Source organism: Paenibacillus sp. JT22N7, from assembly GCF_059383875.1.
Window position 1 is genome coordinate 230,000 of sequence record NZ_JBXENY010000012.1, and the last position, 21,458, is coordinate 251,457.

13 protein-coding genes are annotated in these 21,458 nt (G+C 50.6%); 12 read left to right on the forward strand and 1 reads right to left on the reverse strand.

Annotated features, from left to right (window positions below):
- Positions 1-61 precede the first annotated feature (61 nt).
- Together AC50Y5_RS27990 and AC50Y5_RS27995 are read left to right on the forward strand one after the other, a co-directional pair.
- Positions 62-3,187 carry a hybrid sensor histidine kinase/response regulator gene (locus AC50Y5_RS27990; protein ID WP_494864564.1) on the forward strand — a complete coding sequence of 1,042 codons (3,126 nt, stop codon included), beginning with the start codon at positions 62-64 and terminating at the stop codon, positions 3,185-3,187.
- A gap of 71 nt (positions 3,188-3,258) precedes the next feature.
- The gene (locus tag AC50Y5_RS27995) at positions 3,259-5,361 is read left to right on the forward strand and encodes a WD40/YVTN/BNR-like repeat-containing protein (protein ID WP_494864566.1); all 2,103 of its coding nucleotides are present in this window, start codon (positions 3,259-3,261) and stop codon (positions 5,359-5,361) included.
- Between the two features lie 785 nt (positions 5,362-6,146).
- Here AC50Y5_RS27995 and AC50Y5_RS28000 read toward each other — a convergent pair.
- Positions 6,147-7,019, reverse strand: coding sequence for a helix-turn-helix domain-containing protein (locus AC50Y5_RS28000; RefSeq protein WP_494864568.1), 873 nt, complete (start codon positions 7,017-7,019; stop codon positions 6,147-6,149).
- 220 nt (positions 7,020-7,239) lie between these two features.
- Here AC50Y5_RS28000 and AC50Y5_RS28005 point away from each other — a divergent pair, with 220 nt between their 5' ends.
- From AC50Y5_RS28005 to AC50Y5_RS28050, 10 genes are all read left to right on the forward strand, one after another.
- Positions 7,240-8,019, forward strand: a complete 780-nt coding sequence (locus AC50Y5_RS28005) for an SDR family NAD(P)-dependent oxidoreductase (protein WP_494864570.1) — start codon at positions 7,240-7,242, stop codon at positions 8,017-8,019.
- Positions 8,020-8,042: 23 nt separating this feature from the next.
- Positions 8,043-9,140 (forward strand): mandelate racemase/muconate lactonizing enzyme family protein, encoded by a 1,098-nt coding sequence (locus AC50Y5_RS28010; protein WP_494864572.1) that lies wholly within the window; start codon positions 8,043-8,045, stop codon positions 9,138-9,140.
- A 17-nt stretch (positions 9,141-9,157) separates the two neighbouring features.
- Positions 9,158-9,931, forward strand: coding sequence for an SDR family NAD(P)-dependent oxidoreductase (locus AC50Y5_RS28015; protein WP_494864574.1), 774 nt, complete (start codon positions 9,158-9,160; stop codon positions 9,929-9,931).
- 41 nt (positions 9,932-9,972) lie between these two features.
- The gene (locus tag AC50Y5_RS28020; protein ID WP_494864576.1) at positions 9,973-10,890 is read left to right on the forward strand and encodes a fumarylacetoacetate hydrolase family protein; all 918 of its coding nucleotides are present in this window, start codon (positions 9,973-9,975) and stop codon (positions 10,888-10,890) included.
- 52 nt (positions 10,891-10,942) lie between these two features.
- Positions 10,943-13,267 (forward strand): glycoside hydrolase family 95 protein, encoded by a 2,325-nt coding sequence (locus tag AC50Y5_RS28025; protein ID WP_494864578.1) that lies wholly within the window; start codon positions 10,943-10,945, stop codon positions 13,265-13,267.
- A gap of 172 nt (positions 13,268-13,439) precedes the next feature.
- Entirely contained in the window at positions 13,440-15,740 is a 2,301-nt protein-coding gene (locus AC50Y5_RS28030; protein WP_056032609.1) for a helix-turn-helix domain-containing protein, read from the forward strand.
- Between the two features lie 33 nt (positions 15,741-15,773).
- Positions 15,774-17,408, forward strand: a complete 1,635-nt coding sequence (locus tag AC50Y5_RS28035) for an extracellular solute-binding protein (RefSeq protein ID WP_494864580.1) — start codon at positions 15,774-15,776, stop codon at positions 17,406-17,408.
- A 326-nt stretch (positions 17,409-17,734) separates the two neighbouring features.
- A complete protein-coding gene (locus AC50Y5_RS28040) occupies positions 17,735-18,670 on the forward strand; it encodes an ABC transporter permease (protein WP_081418547.1) in 936 nt (311 codons plus the stop codon).
- Positions 18,671-18,688: 18 nt separating this feature from the next.
- Entirely contained in the window at positions 18,689-19,612 is a 924-nt protein-coding gene (locus AC50Y5_RS28045) for a carbohydrate ABC transporter permease (protein WP_494864583.1), read from the forward strand.
- Between the two features lie 98 nt (positions 19,613-19,710).
- Entirely contained in the window at positions 19,711-21,378 is a 1,668-nt protein-coding gene (locus AC50Y5_RS28050; RefSeq protein WP_494864585.1) for an ABC transporter substrate-binding protein, read from the forward strand.
- Positions 21,379-21,458: the final 80 nt, after the last annotated feature.

The window sequence follows — 21,458 nt, forward strand, 5'->3', positions numbered from 1 at the left end:
CGGCATGAGCTATATTTGAGAGAATTAGAATGTAACGGTAAATGAGGGGTTTATAATCATTTTGAGAAAACAGATTCAGTTAAGCCATGTGATTTACTTGGTATTTTTTGTTTTGCTGCTCATTGCTGTGCGCTGGAGCTGGCAAAACCAGCTCACCGTAGAGAATCCGCCAACGGTAAAGCAAGGCGTGCTGGATTTGCGCGGTGTAGATTTGGATGAATCCAAGCCGTTCCCGCTGGACGGAGAGTGGTTATTTTATGCGGGGCAATGGGTTGGGGCGTCTAATGTTGAAAGCGCTGTTCAGGGACATCTGCTGCAGGTGCCGGGCAAATGGAATGCCGCCTTTGAGCATGCTGATCAAGAGGCATACGGATATGGAACGTATTATGTGCGTATTTTGCTCGATCGACCTTTAGTGGAGCCGTTTAGCGTGTGGTTTCAATCGATTTATACCGCTTCGGAGGTGGAGATTAACGGGGAGCTGCTAGCCAAGTTCGGCGAGCTTGCCGAGGGGCAGGAAGGACATGTTTCTGAAAATAAGTCATTCAAGGTGAGCTATGACGGTGAAAATCAAGTGGAGCTGGATTTGTTCGTTCGAGCCTCCAATTATGAAGCGCCGCTGAACGGCGGCATTATTCGTTCTGTACAGATTGGCACGGAAGAAGAGATTGACCAAATCTATACCTATTCCAGTGCTTTTCAGCTAATCGTCATTGTCATTTTCCTGCTTCATGCGTTATATGCGTTGATCATTTATTTGATTAATGTTCAGAAAACCGAATTTATTATGTTTTTTCTCATGATGATTGCATCGGCAATGACGGTTGCCGCCCATCACCATGGGCTTTTATTCCAGTTAATCCCTGCTGAATTTGTATGGACGTTGAAGCTGAAAGCTTATGCGTACGCATGGTTCTCTTTCTTTCTGCTCATGATGGGAAGGGCTTTTATTGGAGTTAACCGCAAAGGCCTGTTGTTTAATAGCTACGTCTGCCTACTCGCGGCGTATACGATTTTTGTCGCAATAGGTCCGCTAGAGCCGGTGCTTTATTCGATAGAATCGGGGCTATTCATGCTGCTGTATTACCTCCCTTTGTTCTGGACGACCTATTATTTTATGAAAATGGTGTTAAATCAGGCAGAAGGCGCATTGTTTCTGTTATTTTCCGTCGTATGTGTCATTAATAATATTTTGTGGGGAACGGTGTATTACGCCGGAACGTCGCAATATATGTTTTATCCGGTGGATTTAATTGCTGCAATTACGAGCTTCTCGGCCCATTGGTTTAAAAGATATTATCACAATTGGCATGAAAATGTTTCCCTCAACGCCCAATTGGCGGAGTCTAACCAGCTCAAGGATCGTTTTCTCGCCAATACGTCGCATGAGCTGCGCACGCCGCTGCACGGCATTATGAACATTGCCCAAAGCGTGCTGACAAGAAAAAAACATGTGCTGGATGAGCAGAGCCAGCGTGATATGGAGCTGCTTATTATGGTCAGCCGCCGAATGTCGCTCATGCTAGGGGACCTGCTCGACGTTGTCAGGCTGCAGGATAAAAGGATTCAAGTTCGCATGTCCGCGGTCAACATCCAGTCCGTTGCTGCTGGCGTGCTGGATATGCTGCGGTTTTTGACCGAGGGGACGAAGGTTAAGCTGCGGATGGACATAAAGGAAGATTTGCCGCGTGTTTATGCCGATGAAGAACGATTAGTGCAAATTATTATTAATTTGGTGCATAATGCGCTGAAGTACACCCAAGAGGGAAGCGTAGAGCTGGCTGCTGAGCTCGTAAACGGACAAGTATGGATACGTGTAACGGATACCGGAGTAGGTATGGATGAGGCGATGCAGAAGCGTGCTTTCAAGCGTTATGAGCAAGGAGCTTCTGGGGTCGGGGGCATTGGGCTCGGGCTAAGTATATGCAAGGACTTGGTCGAATTGCATGGCGGCGAGCTGTTCGTTCAATCCCAGCTAGGCAAGGGCAGTATGTTCAGCTTTAAATTGTCGGTGTTTGATGAGCGTGTGGAGGACGCCCTGCCTCGGCCGATGATTCATATGAAAAAGGAAGCAGAAACGCTTGCGTCTGTCGGCGCACAATTGTCAGCAGCTGCGGACGCCATGGCAGCCGCCCGTTATGATTTAACCGAAGTCGATCCGCCTGCTGCCAAGTCCGAAGGAAGTGCTGAACGGATTCGTGTGTTGGCTGTTGATGATGATCCCGTCAATCTGAAGGTGCTGGTTCATATTTTATCAGCGGATATGTACCATATTGAAATGGCGTTTTCCGCGCAGGAAGCATTAGAAAAGCTCCACCTAGAGCAGTGGGACCTCGTTATTGCAGACGTGATGATGCCTGGCATGTCAGGTTACGAGCTGACGCGATTAATTCGCGAGCGGTTTACGCTGTATGAGCTGCCGATTATTTTGCTGACCGCGCGCAGCGAGCCGGAAGATATTTATGCCGGCTTCGTGGCAGGAGCGAACGATTATGTCACCAAGCCCGTAGATGCACTTGAGCTGAGATATCGGGCGGGATCGCTTTCCTCGCTCAAGCAGGCGGTGAATGAACGGCTGAGCATGGAAGCTGCTTATTTGCAGGCGCAAATCCAGCCGCATTTTCTGTTTAATGCTTTGAACTCGATATTGGCGCTAAGCGAAATTGATGCGGACAAGATGAGAAACTTAGCAGAGGCGTTTACGTCATACCTGCGTATTAGCTTTGACTTTCTTACCGCTGGAAAGCTTGTACCGCTGTCACGGGAGCTTGAGCTGGTAGAAAACTATTTATTTATTGAACAGCAGCGTTTTGGAGAGCGGCTTAAGGTGGAGTGGGAAGTACAGGCGGACGTTAATAAGGAAATGCCGATTCCTCCGCTTACCATCCAGCCGTTAGTGGAAAATGCGGTCAGGCACGGACTGTTGAGCCAGCGCAAGGGCGGGACGCTTACGATTCGGATTGAGAAAGAAGCCGATACTGTGGTTTTTTATGTGAGTGATACGGGGAGTGGCATGGATGAGGAGCAGCTTAGCAGGCTGCTAAGCCCGGCAGGCAGAGAAAATCGTGGGATTGGTCTGTTGAATACACATAGCCGATTGACTCGGCTTTACGGTCGAGGGCTGAATATTGAGAGCAAGGTTGGCGAGGGAACCGTTGTAGGGTTTGGGGTTAATAGACCGATATAAAGAGGTATGCATAATGTGATTGGCAGGGAACGTGCTGGCGTTCTAATATTGCAGGAATTGAGGGAACCGATTTGGACTGGAGAAAAATGCTTGGTACGTTGTTGACCTTTGTTATTGTGTTGCTGCCCGGCAACACAGCGTATGCTGTATCATCGGAAAGCTATACGTGGAAGAATGTATCGATCGGGGGAGGAGGGTATGTGACAGGAATTGTGATTCATCCGTCTGAACCGGATCTGGTGTATATCCGCACTGACGTTGGCGGGGCATACCGTCTGGACCCTAATGATTCAAGCTGGATTCCGCTAATGGACGGACTGGGCCCGGAGCAAAGCAATTTGTATGGGATTGACGGTATTGCGCTTGATCCACAAAACCCTGATATCGTCTATGTAGCAGCTGGAAAAACAGGGAGTGCATCTCCAAGTGATATTCTGAAATCTACCGACCGCGGGAATACGTGGTCCAGAACAAATTTGAATAAGCGCAATGAGGCTAATGGCAATGTGGAGCGGGCCATGGGGGAGAGTATTGCAGTTCACCCCAATCTATCTAACATTGTGTATGCGGGTACCCGGTATGACGGGTTGTATAGAAGCCAGGATGCAGGACAAACCTGGTCCAAAGTAAATGAGGTTCCCGCCGGGACAAGTGGCAAAGGGATTCGCAGCCTGATCTTCGGGAGCGTTCCCGGGGCAACTAACCTGGAGACAGCACTCTATGTCGGTGTAATGGGAGTCGGGATTTATGAGACACGAGGCGAGGGCTCTATTTGGAATCTGATTCCGGGAAGCCCTCCCCATCCGGCTCGTTTGGCCACAGGGCAGGATGGGTCGTTGTATGTGACCACGCCTAATAACGGAGTGCATAGGTATAAGGACGGAAGCTGGAGCAATATTACGCCTAATGCAGCATATACGTCCTATTACGGCATTGATATTGATCCGCATAACGATAGCCATCTCCTGGCAGCGGTCAGGACAAGCGGAGGCCAGCTTCCGCTGTACCGTTCCATAGACAGGGGAGAGAGCTGGACGTTAGTGAACAAGGCTCAAACTTCCAAACCCGGTTGGTGGCAGCCCAATATGTTTTTTTCAGCCACTTCTACTGTCGCGTTTGACCCGCATCATGCCGGAACCGTTTATTCCGCTGACTGGTTTGGCGTCTACAGAACAAGAGACATTGGGACGTTGTGGACAAAATGGGAGACCTTATCCAAAGGCCATGAAGAGGTGGTTGCCCTCACAGGAGCTACGCCGCCAGACGGAGCGGCGCTATTCACCGGCGTAGCCGATGTTATTGGCTTTCGTCATATGGATGTGAATGCTTCACCTGCAACGAGGCTGGAGATGAGTTCGATGCGAGAGATGGTTAGTGTCGACTATCACGAAGCTAATCCACAATATGTGGCCTTTATCGGGAGTGATGACTGGTATGGAACGGTTACCCGCATGTTCGTTTCATCGGATAATGGACAAACACTGGAAGCCCGCCCCGTACCTGCGGGCTCTAAGCTGGGCAGACTTGCTTATTCGGCTACAGACCTCAATACGATCCTATGGTTTCCCCAATCCGGCAGTCCAGTGAGGACAACAGACAGGGGAGCTACATGGGAGGCCATGACGGGAGCGCCGACGGGAACGGTGGGCGGGAGTATGATATTTTCATACAATCATCCCGTAGCTGCTGATCGGGTGAACGGAAGCAAATTTTATGCCTATAAATCGGGCTATCTGCATGTGAGCTCGGACGCAGGACAAAGCTGGTCCATAGCTAACCAAACTCCGCTGCCAGGGGGAAGCCCTGTGAAGGTTGAGGCTGCTCCCGGAATGGAAGGCGTGCTCTGGATTAGCTTAGGAGCCAATGGCTTGTATGTCTCAGCCAATTCAGGAGCCTCTTTTACCAAGCTGGATCAGATTAAGGAAGCGAGATTGTTTGCATTCGGCAAAGCGGCCCCGGGACAGACACAGCCAGCAGCTTTTATATATGGAGAGGTCGGCGGGATGAAGGGCATATTCCGTTCGGATGACATGGGAAGCACATGGATACAGATTAATTCGCCGCAAATGCAAATCGGAAATGAGCCTCAGGTTATGGTGGCGGACCGTCAGGAATACGGAAAAGTCTATATTGGCACTAACGGGCGCGGCTTTATGGCCGGAGCAAAGGATTAGGCTTGTGAGGCTGGGGGGGCGCTGGGCAAGCAACGGGGCAACATCGTTATTCCAAAATGATCGATCCCCAAGAATGAATAGACGGATTGTAATATGAAGTGCGACACATAAAAATGACCCAAGACAGATTCGTGTGTAGAATGAAGTTATCACACCACCCCTACACAAGAGAATCGGCCATGAGCTACAAACATCTTACCACAAGAGAGCGAAGTCAGCTAGAAGTGCTCTATCAATTGGGATGGTCCGCTAGAGCCAAGCGAGAAGCTTTTGGACATTGGGAACTGGATACGAGAGTAGTAAAAGCAATCAATAGGGTTGAAAGTCCACAATTGGGGTTTGGGGTATACAAAATAACGAAAGCAAGATAGTTTGAAACGGCGATCAGTGAGGCTATTCGAATCGGATATCGGCATTTTGATACTGCTAAAATTTATGGCAATGAGCAGAATTAGGAAGAGAGATTCAGAAAAGCGGGCTATCGCGCGAGGGATTTTTTATCACGTCTAAAGTGTGGAATACGGATCTTGGATATGAAGCGACCAAGAAGGGCTTTTGAACAAACTTGTAAAAAGCTGAACGTAGATTACTGGGATATGTACTTAATTTATTTTGCCGCACCTGATTATTTGGAAACGTGGAGGGCTGCTAATCAATCCGATTGTCCTCACATATACAGCTGTATGAGGTATAGTACCGTTACAGCTCTATACTAAATAATAAACCAACGCAGCAGGCCACCGCGCAAACGGTGGCCTATTCGCGTAAGACAGGTAGCCCCAACGTTAGAGCACCATTACTCTTGCTTGCGGCTGCAGTCGATACTGTTTAGGACTGACGCCATAGGAGGCGCTGAAATGGCGCGTGAACGGGTGGATGGCGGGATAGCCCAGCCGCTCGGCAATGGCCGTTACACTTAGCTCGGTTTCCAGCAGGAGATTGGAAGCCCGTCTCATCAGCAGCTTGTGATGGTAGGCTTTCGGTGTTAGGCCGGTCTCGCGCAGAAACAGCGCGTGGAAGTAAGTTCGCTTCAAGCCGCAAAATGTCCACCAGGTTTCGACAGGCTCGCGCTGCTCTGGATGGTCATTCAAGTGGTTGAGCAAACGGACAATCCGGTAATCGGTTGGCTGATGAGTGTGGACCGTATTGTACCAGTTCAGCATCCATGCATAGAACAGGCTATTAATCATCTCTGTCCGGTAGAACGCCGCATTATGATAAAGCTTGGCGAGCATAACGAACGAATCATACAGTTCAGGATAGGGCTGCAGCGAATAGACGCGTGGCAAACCGTCCAGTTCGTCACAAGGAAGGTTGCGTGAGGTTTCGTGCAGCTCAAACGGTTCGGGCGCATAAATAAAGGTTCGATTGACGGAAACCGGCTCCTTGTCATCCCATAGATCGGCATAGAGATTATAGGATTGCAGCGGCTGGCTGGGCGTAATATGAAAGGCATGGGGCTCATCCGGCTTCAGAAAAATAAGCGTTCTGCTGTCGAATGGGTAACGCACTCCGTTAATCTCCATCTCCCCTGGTCCGTCGGTAAATAAATGAAAGGCATACACGCTGCAGACGCGGAGCTTCTCGTTGGAGCTGCCATCATATAAGTAATTCATGCAGTCGCCGACATAGGGGGTCATCTCGTTCAAAAGCTTCATGCGAGCACCTCGTTTTAGATTATAGCATCTGAAAATTAGCGGATGAATCGTCAAATTAATGGATGCCTGATCAAATACGAATATCTACATCAATGATACAATAACTTCAATGTTAAGCATAGCGCTATTGATATATGAGTGGATAAATTAACAACAGAAAACAACAGAAGCGATTAGGATCTACGCTTCGAGATATGAACCCGTCCAAGGAGGGAAGCTATTGCGATTTAACCAAAAGGTCGTACTGGTCACGGGCGGCGGCTCCGGTATCGGTGAGGCATGTGCGGAGATGTTCGCCGCCGAAGGGGCGTATGTTGTCATAGCGGATTTGGATGCTTCAGAGGCTCAGCGAGTGGCGGAAGGTCTGCTGCAAAAATATAGATTTTTGAAAGGGCTTTCAAATATATTGGTGCTCCAAGCCGATGTCTCGCAGGAGGAGTCCGTCACTTCGCTTTTGGAGGCCACGCTGCAAACGTATGGACAGCTGGATGTGCTCATCAATAACGCTGCTATCATCTGTCCGAAGCCCATAGAGGACATCGACGAACAGGCTTTCGACCGGCTCTATGCGGTTAATGTGAAGGGCGTCTTTCTGATGATCAAGCACGCCATCCCACATTTACGCAGCACGAAAGGCAATATTGTCAATCTGGCATCGCTCAATGGCCTAGTCGGTCAGCGGAACAATGCCGTATACGCCGCATCCAAGGGGGCGGTTATCGCTATGACCAAATCGCTGGCTCTTGATTTTTCCCCAAGCGGCGTCAGAATCAACTGCGTATGTCCGGCAGGCGTAATGACGCCGCTGCTGGAAGAGTGGGTGCAGCAGCAGGCCGATCCTGCCGCAGCGCAGCGCACTTTGGACGAGATGCACCCGCTCGGACGTCCGGCCCATTCTTCGGAGATTGCCCAGGCAGTACTCTATTTAGCATCAGAGCAAGCTTCCTTTATTACGGGTGTGGCGCTTCCGGTCGAAGGCGGCGCATCGCTAGGCTACTAACTGACATGGCAGGAGATGTGAAGATGAAAATTACAAAAGTAGAAACATTCGTGCTGCATGTGCCGATTGATCCGCCAATAACCGATGCGATTAACGTGGCGCAGCATTGGGGGCTGGCTGGCGTTCGGATTTTTACAGATGAAGGTTATGTTGGTTATGGCTACACAGGCACTTGTGCGCATGGTGACGATATGATCGTCGATACAATCGAGCGTTATTACGCTCCTGAGCTAATCGGCAAGGACCCTTTTATGGTGAAGGAAATATGGGATACGCTGCGTTACGGCAAAATGCATTGGATTGGCCGCGCGGGTATTGCCCATATGGCACTTGCGGCAGTAGATATTGCGCTTTGGGATATTATGGCGAAAGCCTCGAACAAACCGCTGTGGCAGTATCTTGGCGGGCATAAGTCAACGGGAATTAAAGCTTATAACACGAATGGCGGCTGGCTGAACTGGTCTTTGGAGCGTTTGCTGAAGGATGTAACGGACATTGTCGAGCAGGGCTTCACTGGGGTGAAAATTAAAGTGGGCAAGGCCGATCCGCATGAGGATTACGAGCGGGTGAAGGCGGTCCGTCAGGCCATTGGCGACAAAACTATTTTTATGATAGACGTGAACCAGCAATGGAATATCAACACGGCGATAACGTGGGGCAAAAAGCTGGAGCAATTCGACCTGTTCTGGCTGGAGGAGCCGCTTAACCCGGACGATATTATGGGCCACCGGAAGCTGGCCGATGCGCTCAATGTGCCGATCGCTCTTGGCGAGCATGTCTATTCCAAATATGCGTTCCGCGATTATATCCATCAGGGGGCGATTGAATATTGCCAGGTCGATGTGACCCGTGTCGCGGGCATTACGGAGTGGCTGCAGGTAGCGGGGCTTGCCGCATCCTATGATATCCCGATTTGTCCGCATGTGGGAGATATGGGGCAAATTCATCAGCATTTGGTCGCAGCGACATCTGGAGCGATCATGCTGGAGTATATTCCGTGGATCAGGACGATTTTTGTAGAGCCGGCTACGGTCAAAAATGGGTTTTATGTGCTGCCGGAGCTGCCGGGAGCTTCGACTGAAATCATTCCTCGTTATTTTGACCAATATCGCATCAGATAACCGAAAGGAGCAAAGCGATGAGACTGCATGGCAAAATAGCGCTGTTGACAGGAGCGGGCTCCGGCATCGGAAAAGTGACGGCAGAGCGGTTCGCGAGTGAAGGGGCTGCGGTTATCGTTAATGACATTGATGAAGCAAAGGGACGAGATACCGTCAAAGCGATTCAAGCTGCTGGAGGTGAGGCATTGTTCCTGCACGCTGACGTGACGGACGCACCTTCCGTGCGTTCCATGGTAGAGCAGGCGATAGCGGTATATGGCGTCATCGATATTTTATTCAATAACGCAGGGATTAGCGGGGTAGGGGCTATACATGAAATAGAACCGGAGGATTGGGACCGTGTCGTTCGGGTCAATCTGCGCGGCGTGTTCCTGCCCTCCAAATACGTGCTGCCCTATATGATGGAACGCAGAAGCGGCAATATCATTCATATGTCCTCCTGTATTGCGGAGATGGGCCTCGCGCGAAGAGCTTCCTATTCGGCTACCAAAGGGGCGGTGCTGTCACTAGCCAAATCGATGCAGGTCGATTATGCCAAATACAATATCCGGGTGAATGCTGTGCTGCCTGGAACGATCATGACGCCGTTTGTAGAGCAATATTTGAAAAGCTCCTACGAGGACCCGGATGCGGCAATTGCAGCCATCAAGCTGAGACAGCTTGGCGGACAATTGGGTAAGCCGGAGGATGTAGCGAGCGCGGTATTATTTCTGGCCTCTGATGAGTCTTCCTTCATGATGGGCTCTCCGCTGTATATCGATGGAGGCGTCGTCTTCGGCAAGGATGCATAATCGATGCGTAAACCATTTTGTTATAAAGGCGGTTGGATGAAATGAAGCTGGTAACGATTGATACGGACGGAATGTATCGTCTCGGTCTTAAGGTGAACGAAGGCATATTGGATATTCAAGCGGCACTGCGATGGCTGCCGGGCGCCGCTGTTCCAACCGATGTTATGCAGGTTATTGCGGGCGGTTCACAGGCGCTTGCGCAGCTGGAGTCTTACGCAAAGCGCGTCATGAAAGCGGCAGAGCAGCCGGGTGTGGCGTGTGGAGAAATTATTCTGGCTGAAGACGAGGTAAGATGGGGGCCTTGCGTCACCCGTCCGGGCAAAATCATTTGCGTTGGCTTGAATTATAGAAAGCATGCAGCGGAGACCAATGCGCGGGTTCCAGACTACCCCATTCTGTTCAACAAGTTTAACAACACGCTTACTGGTCATGGCAGGGATATTGCATTGCCGGAGCGGGTAACGACACAGGTCGATTATGAAGCGGAGCTTGTTATCGTCATCGGCCAAACGGCGAAATACATTAGCGAGGATGAGGCGCCCCGGCATGTGTTCGGTTATTGCTGTGTCAATGATTTGTCGGCACGGGATCTTCAAATGCGGACGGCACAATGGCTGCTCGGCAAAAGCTGCGATGACTTCAGTCCCCTTGGTCCTTATCTGGTAACAGCCGATGAAATCCTGGACCCCAATGCGCTCGATATAAAGTGTACCGTCAATGGGGAGGTCAGGCAGCATTCCCATACGAGCGATATGATATTTTCCTGCGCCGAAATTGTAAGCTATATTTCACAGCATATGACGCTGTCGCCGGGCGATATTATTTTGACCGGAACGCCGGAGGGTGTTGTGCTCGGCCTGCCAGAGGAGCAGCGGGTTTACTTGCGCCATGGCGATATGGTAACGATTGAAATAGAAGGCTTAGGCAGCTTGACCAACCGATTTGTAAGCGAGGCTTAGCAGGGGCAGATCTTTAATGGGACATAACGATATAGCTGAAGGGTGATGCATAGTGAGTCAAGCGAAGCTTTGGTACGACGGTCCGGGGGAGGACTGGAAGCAGGGATTGCCGATTGGCAACGGCCGGATTGGCGCAGTTATTTATGGCGGCAGCGAGCGGGAAACCTGGTGTATGACGGAGCTGACGTATTGGTCTGGGAAGAAGGAGCGGATAGCCGGAAACGGAGGAGGGAAAGCGGGGCTTAACCGGATGAGGGAAGCCTTCTACCGAGGCGATTATAATGAGGGAGATCGGCTCGCTAAGGAGCAGCTGCAGCCGAAGAAGCAAAATTTCGGCACTAACCTTTCCGTTTGCGATATGGTGCTGCGGTTCGGACATCAGAGTGAAGATATCATTCGCGAGCTCGACGTGGAGCAAGCTACGGCAGCGATGTCTTATTCAAGCGAAGGCCAGACGTTCACCCGCGAAGCTTTTGCAACTAATGTCGACGGCATCGTTGCAGCGCGGTTTGCGGGCGAGCAGGCAGAAAGCGTCAGCTTCACGCTCAGGGTTACCGGCCGCTCAGGACAGTTTGCGGCAGTCGCAGTAGGTGATGATTCTATCGCCTTTCGTGGGCAAGCAATAGAGGATATGCATAGCGACGGCACATGCGGTGTTTGGTGCGACGGGCTGGTGAAGCTGGTCGTACAAGGCGGCAGCGTCCAGTCAAGGGCGGATAAGCTTGTTGTGACAGGCGCAGACGAAGCCTATCTTTATTTTGCCATGCATACGGATTACGGCCAAACGGATGAGAACTGGAAAGCGCGAAGCGGGGAACAGCTCGCAGCCGCTATTGCCAAAGGCTATGATCAATTGAAAGCCGACCATGTAGCGGATTACCGCTCGCTGTATTCCCGTGTAGCTCTGGACCTCGGAGCATCCGAGGCTGCTGCGCTTCCGACGGATGAGCGCATGCGGCTGCTGCGGCAGGAGGGACATGACGATCCGGAGCTTATCTCTTTGTTTTTCCAATATGGCCGTTATTTGACGATAGCCGGATCACGCGCAAATTCGCCGCTGCCGCTGCATTTGCAAGGCATATGGAATGACGGCGAGGCGAACCGGATGGCCTGGAGCTGCGATTACCATCTGGACATTAATACGCAGATGAATTATTATCCGACGGAAATCGTCAATTTGGCAGAATGCCATGTTCCGCTCATGCACTACATTGAGCGGCTGGCGGAAGCGGGGAGACTGGCTGCCAAGGATTTTTACGACTGCGAGGGCTGGGTCGCACATGTATTCTCCAATGCGTGGGGCTTCGCGGCACCTGGCTGGGAGACGGGCTGGGGGCTTAATGTCACAGGCGGATTATGGATTGCCATGCACCTCAAGGAGCATTATGAATATGGGCTGGATCGCACCTTCTTGACGGAACATGCTTATCCGGTGATGAAGGAGGCAGCCGCTTTTTTCCTTGATTATATGGCCATCCATCCAGCCAAGGGCTGGCTTGTGACCGGGCCATCCAACTCGCCTGAGAACAGCTTTTATCCCGCGGATCGGGAGCAGGGACCGCAGCAGCTGTCGATGGGCTCGACGATGGATCAGGTGCTGGTGCGGGATTTATTCGACTTCTGTCTGGCTGCGGCGAAATTACTCGGAACGGATATTGAGCTTCAAGCGAAGCTGGAGCATGCGATTTCCCTACTGCCTCCACTGAAGATCGGCAGCAGAGGACAGCTGCAGGAATGGCTGGAGGATTACGAAGAGGCACAGCCCGAGCATCGCCATCTTGCCCATCTGTTTGCCCTTTATCCAAGCAGCCAGATCAATCCGCGCGATACGCCTGAGCTAAGCGCAGCCGCGAGGCAGACGCTGCTAGGTCGTATGACTGATGAGCTGGAGGATATTGAATTTACGGCGGTATTGTTTGCAACCGGCTTTTCCCGCCTGTATGATGGCGACCGTGCATTGTGGCATATTGCCCATCTAATCAGCGAGCTATGCTTTGATAACCTGCTAACCTATTCCAAGGCGGGAGTTGCCGGGGCAGATACGAATATTTTTATTGCTGACGGCAATTACGGCGGTACGGCGGCGGTGGCAGATATGCTGCTGCATAGCCATGCAGGAAACATTCATCTGCTCCCGGCCTTGCCTTCGGCTTGGCGGTCAGGCTCCTTCAAGGGCCTGCGTGCGAAAGGCAGCATTGAGGTGGATGCCGCATGGGGCAACAATCGGCTTACAGAAGCTACACTATACGCACATGCCTCGGCACAGGTGGTCGTTCGGTTCGGTGAGCTTGCTGTGAAGGTTGAGCTTGAGGCCGGTCAGGCTTACAGGCTTGATGCCGAGCTGCAAATATCGGAGCGTATGGCGGTAGAGCAATAAAGCAGCAGCCTGGGTAGTCCATTTTATAAAAGAAAAGACAACTACGCTTTAGTATAAAGTAGTTGTCTTTTCGCTTCGTTAGGTTATGATGTAGGTGCGGCCGTTTTTAGAATGGGATGGCAATGCTTTCGCTTTTTATGAAAGCGCTATTATATAGAGGGGTGGGTTGGCTGTGCCCAAATATACGACTATTTTTCGCAAGTTTCTGGTGTCTTATTTAATTATACTGATCATTCCAAGCATAGCGGGTTATGTGTCGTATCGCACTTCGATTTCGGTTACGCAATCCATTTCCATCGAGAATAGCGTGACCCAGCTGCAGCGCAGCCAAGAAATATTGGAGCGAAGAATGGTAGAGGTGGAAGGCTTCACCCGCCAGCTTGCTTTGAATCCCGACCTGAATAAGCTCATGAATGAGCAGAAAAAGGGAGACGAAATCAACGTCTATGGTATCTGGAGCATGGTGAAGCAGGTTACGCCATTTAGCCAGACGAATGATTTTCTGCAAAATTATTTTATATATCTAAAAAATTATGACGTTATATTCACCCAAGGCTCAGCCTACTTCCGGCCAGAGCATTATTACCAAAATTTCCACTACACGGATCTTTCGCTCGATGAGTGGAAGGATGAGGTGCTCGGAAAAACGCATAGCAGCGAGATGATGCCGCTCCGTTCGTTTTTGAGCAATAAGAAGCAAAGCTCGGTCGTCACCTACATGCAGTCGCTGCCGCTCGACAGCTTCAATGGCTCGTCGCCAGCTACAGTCGTTGTTATGATCGATGAGGAGCATATTTCCAATCTGCTTGCTGGACTGGAAGACCGCTACGGCGGCTGGGCTCACATTAGTGATGCGCAAGGAAATACGATAGGGGTGCGGGGAATTACGGAAGCAGCGGCAAGACAGCTGTCCACGTCCACTGAACTTGATCAGACGAAGCGCAGCCAATTTTACCATGACGATCTTGTCATAACGATTCAATCCGATACGAGCGGCTGGACTTATCGCGCAGGCATACCGCGTCAGGTGCTAATGGAAAATGCAAATCAGATTAAGCATATGACCTGGATGGTAACCGGCATTGCATTGGTGCTTGGGCTGCTGGCGGGGCTCTTGCTCGCCTATCGCAACAGTGTGCCAATTAACCGGCTGCTTGGCGTGATGAAGGAGCATTTCGGCAAGGACGGTTTGGCGGAGCGCAATGAATATGATTTTTTGCAGGGCAATATTTCGAAAATGATTACGAGCAATCGGCAATTGGAGCTGGAGCTTGAGCGTCAACTGCCGCTCGTTCGAGACGGCTTTCTCAAGCGCCTGCTGGCAGGCGAATTTCATACGCTGGAGGAAATTGCGGCTGCGGCGGCGCAAGCGGACGTTAGCCTTGCAGGTGGGGAAGGTTACGTGGGCATATTGCGAATAAACGGCTATTCTGGCATGGATAGCATCGATATATTAAAGGAGCTTTCTGCGGCAAGGCTGATTATGAAGCAGGCATTGTCCGAAACCGAGGGGAATTTGCTGATGACCGAGCTTGGATCAGATCGTTTAGTTATGATCTGGTTGGAGCAGGGGGAGCAGACGAGCGGGACCGATTTCCGTAAACGGTTAGATGAAGGGCTGACGGGGCTCGCACGAACAGCCTACTCCGAATACAAGGTTTCCTTGTCAGCTGCATTTGGAGAATGCTTCCACACGCTGATGGATGTCAGCCATTCGTACGAGCAGGCCGGACAAACGCTGGAGTATACAGAGCTATCCGGCATGCAAAGCATACTGTGGTTCAGTGATTCCAGCCGGGAAACGGCGACCTATTATTATCCGCTAGACATGGAGCAGCGGCTGATTAGTACGATTCGTGCAGGAGAGCCGGAGGAAGCCAAGCGGATCGTATCGACGGTGATGGACAAAAACTCGGATCAGCACCAGCTGTCTCCGGAAATGAAGCAGCAGCTTGTCGGCGAGCTGAAGGGAACGCTGCTCAAGCTGCTGGATCAGAAGGCGCTCGTCCAATCGGAGCTGCTTCATACGTTGAAAAATCAAATGATTGGCATCCAGGCAGCAGATATGCTGCCGGATATTCAGCAAGAGATCAACGGCATTATCGAAGCGTTGTGCGGCATTATTAACAGCAAGAAAAATAGTGCCCATATTCAGACCGCGGGTGACATCAAACGATTTATTGCCGAAAGTTATAGCGACTCAGAGCTGACCTTATACCGAATCGCCGAGAAGGTTGAACGTCCTGAGAAGTATATTTCACAGCTATTCAAAGAGGTGACGGATATGAATGTGTCCGATTACCTGGAGATGGTCCGAATCGAGCGCGCTGCCTCTTTGCTGCGCACAGAAGGCTGCACAGTTGACGAAATTGCCTCGCGCGTCGGCTATAACAGCTCGCATTCCTTCCGCAGAGCTTTCAAGCGGGTAATGGGCGTTGCGCCAAGCTCCTATAGGCAGTCCATTCATATCTAGGCGCCCATCAGGCGTGGAGGGAGTGAAGGAGAAATGAAGATCCGGACCGGCATGGCTGTCCTTGTGCTTATGCTTGTGGGGCTGTTGCTCCTCGTCTCATGCTCTGCTAAAGAGAGTAAACCTGTGAGCGGAGATGAAGGCACGCATGAGGAAGCGCCGACAGAGCTGCATGTATTTGCCTTGCAGGAGCCGGGAATTGAGCTTCAGACAAATGATTTCACTCGTTATCTGGAGCAAAAATTTAACGTGCATTTCAATTGGGAAGTTATTTCACCAGACGGGGCAAGGGAAAAGCGGCAAATATCGCTTGCAGGCGGCGACTATCCGGATGCCTATTTTCTGACTGCCTATATGGATCAATTCTCGCAATCGGATCTGCTGAAGTACGGCAAGCAAGGCATTATCCTGCCCTTAAATGAGTTAATTGCGAAATATGCTCCCCATGTGTTAGCTGCTATGACGGAGCATTCGGAGCTCAAAGCGCTCAGCACAGCTCCTGATGGGAACATTTACGGGCTGCCAGCCTACAGCGAATGCTTCCATTGCTCCTATCCGAACAAAATGTGGGTAAATGTCAAATGGCTCGCGAAGCTAGGGATGGATGTACCAACGACAACCGAGGCATTTAAGGAAATGCTGGAGGCGTTCAAAAGCTCGGATCCCAACGGCAATGGTTTGGCTGATGAGGTTCCGCTCAGCGGCTCGACCGAGGATTTTGGCGTGCGAATGATTCCGTATTTAATGAACGGTTTTATTTATGATGATGATCGCCATTATTTAATGCTGGAAGGTGGCAAGGTTGAGACGGCTGCGGATAAGCCGCGTTGGAAGGATGGGCTGGCCTATATCAGATCGCTTTACAAGGAGGGGCTGATTGATCCGGGAGCTTTTATTCAAAATGCGGAAGCTTTAAAAAGAATCGGCGACAATGATGGTGCACCTATGCTGGGAGTGGCGGCTGGGATGCATCCCGCTATTTTCGCAGGCGAGAGCATGAACGATTATGTGCCGATTCCACCGCTTGCGGGACCTTATGCTTCCTATGCTACCTATCAAGGGGGCGGTATGCAGCCTGGAGCCAAGTTTGTCATCACGAACCGGGCGAGCAAGGAGGCGCAGCGCAAATTAATCGAAATCATTAACTATATGTACACCCCAGAAGGACAAACGACGTCGCAAAACGGTTTGGAAGGCATTGGCTGGCGAAAGCCGCAAGCCGGGGAACAGGCGCTTGGTGCAGACGTCAAGCCGTTGTTCACAAGCCTCATTCTAATCAATGAAGCAGAGTCGACCAATTCCGGCTGGAGCGGGATGGCGCATCTATATATGCCTCGGGAGTATCGCGATAGCTGGGTAGCGGGCAGCGATATGTATACGCCTGATGGCTATGAGCGCCGGCTCTATGAAGCCACGAGGCTGTATGAAGGGCATGAGCCTAAAGATATTTTTCCCTTCTGGATGTTATGGCTGGACCCGGCCGAAGCGGACGAGGCTGGCATATTGCATACGAATTTAACTAATTATATCGAACAAAGCACATTGCGCTTCATTACAGGCGATTGGGATTTAGACAACGATTGGGACGGCTATGTAGCAGGCTTGCGTGATATGAGAATTCAGCGGTACGTGGAGATTATGCAAAGGGCTTATGATCTATATAAAAAATAAAATTTGTAAACCGGCTGATGGTTGAGCCGGTTTTTTTCGTATGTCCGTTGTTATTGAATAGGTCAGGACAAAAGGTTAGTTCAGACCAACTGCTTTAGATTAAGCCTATCCTCACTTGCTTCCCCCGAAGCTGCCGCAAAATGTACGCCCCACAGCCAATTGTCCCCCTGAAAATGGCGTTATTGTACGCTAAACGACGCAAGTGTACCTGTCGCAAGCGAGGCTGAATCCCCTATGATCAAGCGTATAGAAAGCGCTATCATTCATCATCAGGCAGTGACTTAGGGGGGATTGTTCTGGAGAAAGAGGTTGTACTGGAGCATCAAATGTTAAACGGCGGTGTTAAGCGAAGAGTGACGGAGGAAGCGGCAAGAAGCTTAAGGAAACATTGGCAGCTCTATTTGATTGTTATACCGCCGGTGTTGTTTTTCCTTATATTCAAATATTATCCGATGCTTAATGCGGTGCTGGCGTTCAAGGACTATAACGTCATTAAAGGGATCTGGGGCAGTCCGTGGGTAGGCTTCAAAAACTTTCAGCTGTTTTTTGATAATCCGATGTTCTGGCCGCTCGTCAAAAACACCATTTTCGTCAGCGGCTATTTGCTGCTCGCCGGTTTCCCGGTGCCGATTTTGCTGGCACTTATGTTAAATGAGGTGGGCAGTGGCAGATTCAAGCGGCTGGTCCAGCTCGTTACTTTCGCGCCGTATTTTATCTCGACGGTCGTCATGGTATCGATCATTATGCTGTTTCTTGCGCCGCGGCTTGGCTTTGCCAATGTGGCTCTGAATTTTTTTGGTTTGGATTCCATCAACTTTCTCGGCGAGGCCAGCATGTTCCGTTCCATCTATGTATGGTCTGATATTTGGCAGACGGCAGGCTATTCGGCGGTCATTTATTTGGCGGCGCTGGCGGGCATCGATCCAACGTTATATGAGGCAGCCAAGGTGGACGGCGCTTCGCGCTTTCAAAAGATTGTGCATGTGGACATTCCCGGCCTGCTGCCGACGATTACGATAATCCTCATTTTGAATGTGGGCAGCGTGATGGCGATTGGGTTCGAGAAAATATATTTGCTGCAAAATCCGCTGAATATGGTTCATTCAGAAATTATTGCCACTTATGTATATCGAATTGGGCTGCTTAATGCCAATTACAGCTTTGCAACCGCAGTCGGCTTGTTCAACTCGCTTATTAATTTGGTGTTGTTGGTTACGGTGAATGGCTTGGCCAAACGCTTAACGAAATCGAGTATCTGGTAGAAGAAGGGGAGTACGCCTATGGCAGCAACAAAACCAGCAGGGCAGCAACGGCCGTTCAGGCTGAAAATCAGAGAATCGGCTGGTGACAGGCTGTTCCTGTTCATCATTTATACGGTGCTTTCACTTGTGCTGCTCGCAGTCATTTATCCACTTATTTATATTTTGAGCAGCTCGATCAGCAGCCCGGCCGCGGTGACTTCTGGACGTGTCTGGCTGTGGCCCGTCGATATTTCCTTCCGCGGCTTTGAGGTGTTGTTCAATACCCCGCAAATTATGACGGGCTATGGCAATTCGTTGTTCTATACGACGGCGGGAACGCTGATTAGCGTAGCGCTGACGGTTATGATCGCGTATCCGATGTCGCGCAAAACCTTTTTTGGCCGTGGCGTTATTATGATGCTGATCACGTTCACCATGTTATTCAGCGGCGGCCTCATTCCAACTTATATGGTAGTCAAAGAATTCGGCATGATCGACTCGCGTTGGGCGCTGCTCATTCCGAATGCGATCTGGGTATGGCAGGTGATCATCGCCCGTTCTTTCTTCCAGTCGTCGATTCCCGATGAGTTGATGGAAGCGGCCGAAATTGATGGCTGCAGCGATCTCCGGTTTATGCGCAGCGTCGTCATTCCCTTGTCCAAGCCGATACTCGCCGTGCTGTTCTTGATGTATGGGGTAGGCCAGTGGAACGCCTATTTCGATGCGCTTATTTATTTGAAGTCAGCCAATCTGTTTCCGCTCCAGCTTGTGCTGCGCAGCATCATCATTATGAATAATACCGCAGGCGTGACGGACGCCCTGAAGCAAGTGGAGCGCCAGCAGCTATCCGAGCTGCTGAAATACTCGCTGATCGTCGTAGCTACGCTGCCGGTGCTTATCATTTATCCGTTCGTACAGAGGTATTTTGTGCAAGGCATGCTTGTCGGCTCGGTCAAGGGCTGATGCTCAACTGGAGAATGAAGGGAGGTGAGGCTTGGGATCGGAAGCGCGAATGCAAGGCAGACAGCCATTATTATGAGATGAAAAGGGAGCGAACAACAATGAAGAAGAGACTGTTAGGCCTGCTCGCCATTGCAGTGGTAGTTAGCATGATGCTTGCTTCATGCTCGCAGAACAATAAGCCCGCGGGCAGCGCGACGACTGCGCCTGATTCGCAATCGGAAGAGACGGGAAGCACCGCACCGGTTGAAATTACGATGTTTGCCGTGCAGGAGTCGGGCATTGATCTGACGACTAACAAGTTCACCAAATTCGTTGAAGAGAAGTTCAATATGAAGTTTAAGTTTGATACGACACCACCGGACGGGGCAAAGGAAAAACGCCAAATTTCGCTCGCAAGCGGCGATTATCCGGATGCTTACATGCTTCCGGGCTATATCGATCAATTTTCGCAGGCTGATGTATTGAAGTACGGCAAGCAGGGCGTGATTGTACCGTTGAACGACCTGATTGAGCAATATGCGCCGAACATCAAAGCTGCCATGGAAAAGGACGCAGATTTGAAAGCGTTTAATACTGCCCCTGACGGCAATATTTATGGTCTTGTTGCATACAGCCAATGTTTCCATTGCTCGTATCCGAACAAAATGTGGATCAACACGAAATGGCTGGATAAACTCCAGCTTGAAATGCCGAAGACACCGGAGGAATTTAAAGCGGTGCTGAAGGCGTTCAAAACCCAAGATCCAAATGGCAACGGAGTTGCCGACGAAGTGCCGCTCAGCGGCTCGATCGAGGATTTTGGCGTACGTGTTATTCCATTCCTAATGAACGGCTTCGTCTACGATGATGATCGCAACTATTTGAACATGACGGGCGGCAAGGTGGAATCGGCGGCGGTGAAGCCGGAATGGAAAGAAGGGCTGAGCTATATCAAATCCCTGTATGATGAAGGGCTGATTGACCCGGGCGCATTCGCGCAAAACGCGGAAGCGTTCAAAAAAATCGGCGAAAACGGCGATTCGCAAATTTTGGGCGCGGGAGCGGGCATGCACCCAGCTATTTTCATAAATATCGACGCTGGCAACAAAAATTCGGCCGATTACAATCCTGTACCGCCGCTTACTGGACCACATGGCTCCTATGCAACGCATGATGGGGGAGGCGTGGCTCCTGGCGCCAAGTTTGTCATTACGAATAAAGCATCCGAAGAGCAGAAAATCGCCTTGATTAAGCTAGTCGATTATATGTTCACGCAAGAAGGCCAGACCAATGGCGCCTCCGGCATGGAAGGCATTGACTGGAGAAAGCCGAAGGATGGCGAGGTTGCGCTTGGCGAAGGCGTAATACCGCAAATTGCCACGATTCCTGCCGCTGAAGGCGAAGCCCCTCGCAACGCGGGCTGGAGCGGAACCGCCCATTTCTATATGCCGAAGGAGTACCGGGACAGCTTCGTTCAAGGGACGGATATTTATGATTCCGCCAGCTACGAGCGCAGATTGTATCAGGCGACACTGCTGTACCAAGGCCATGAGCCGAAGGAGCTGTTCCCGCTGTGGTCGATCTGGGTCGATCAGAACGAGGTGGACGAAATAAGCATTTTGCAAACGAACATTAAATCTTACATTGAGCAGAACGCTTTGCAATTTATTACCGGCAACAAAAGCTTGGAGAAGGACTGGGACGCTTATGTGAAAGGCTTGAAGGATCTGAAAGTCGATCGTTATCTGGAAATTTTGCAGAAAGCATATGACGCGTCGTTTAAATAATACAGCGGATACAGCGGATTAATTAGCAACATAGAACGGACAGGATCAGGTTATTATTGCGAGATAATGGCCTGGTCCTA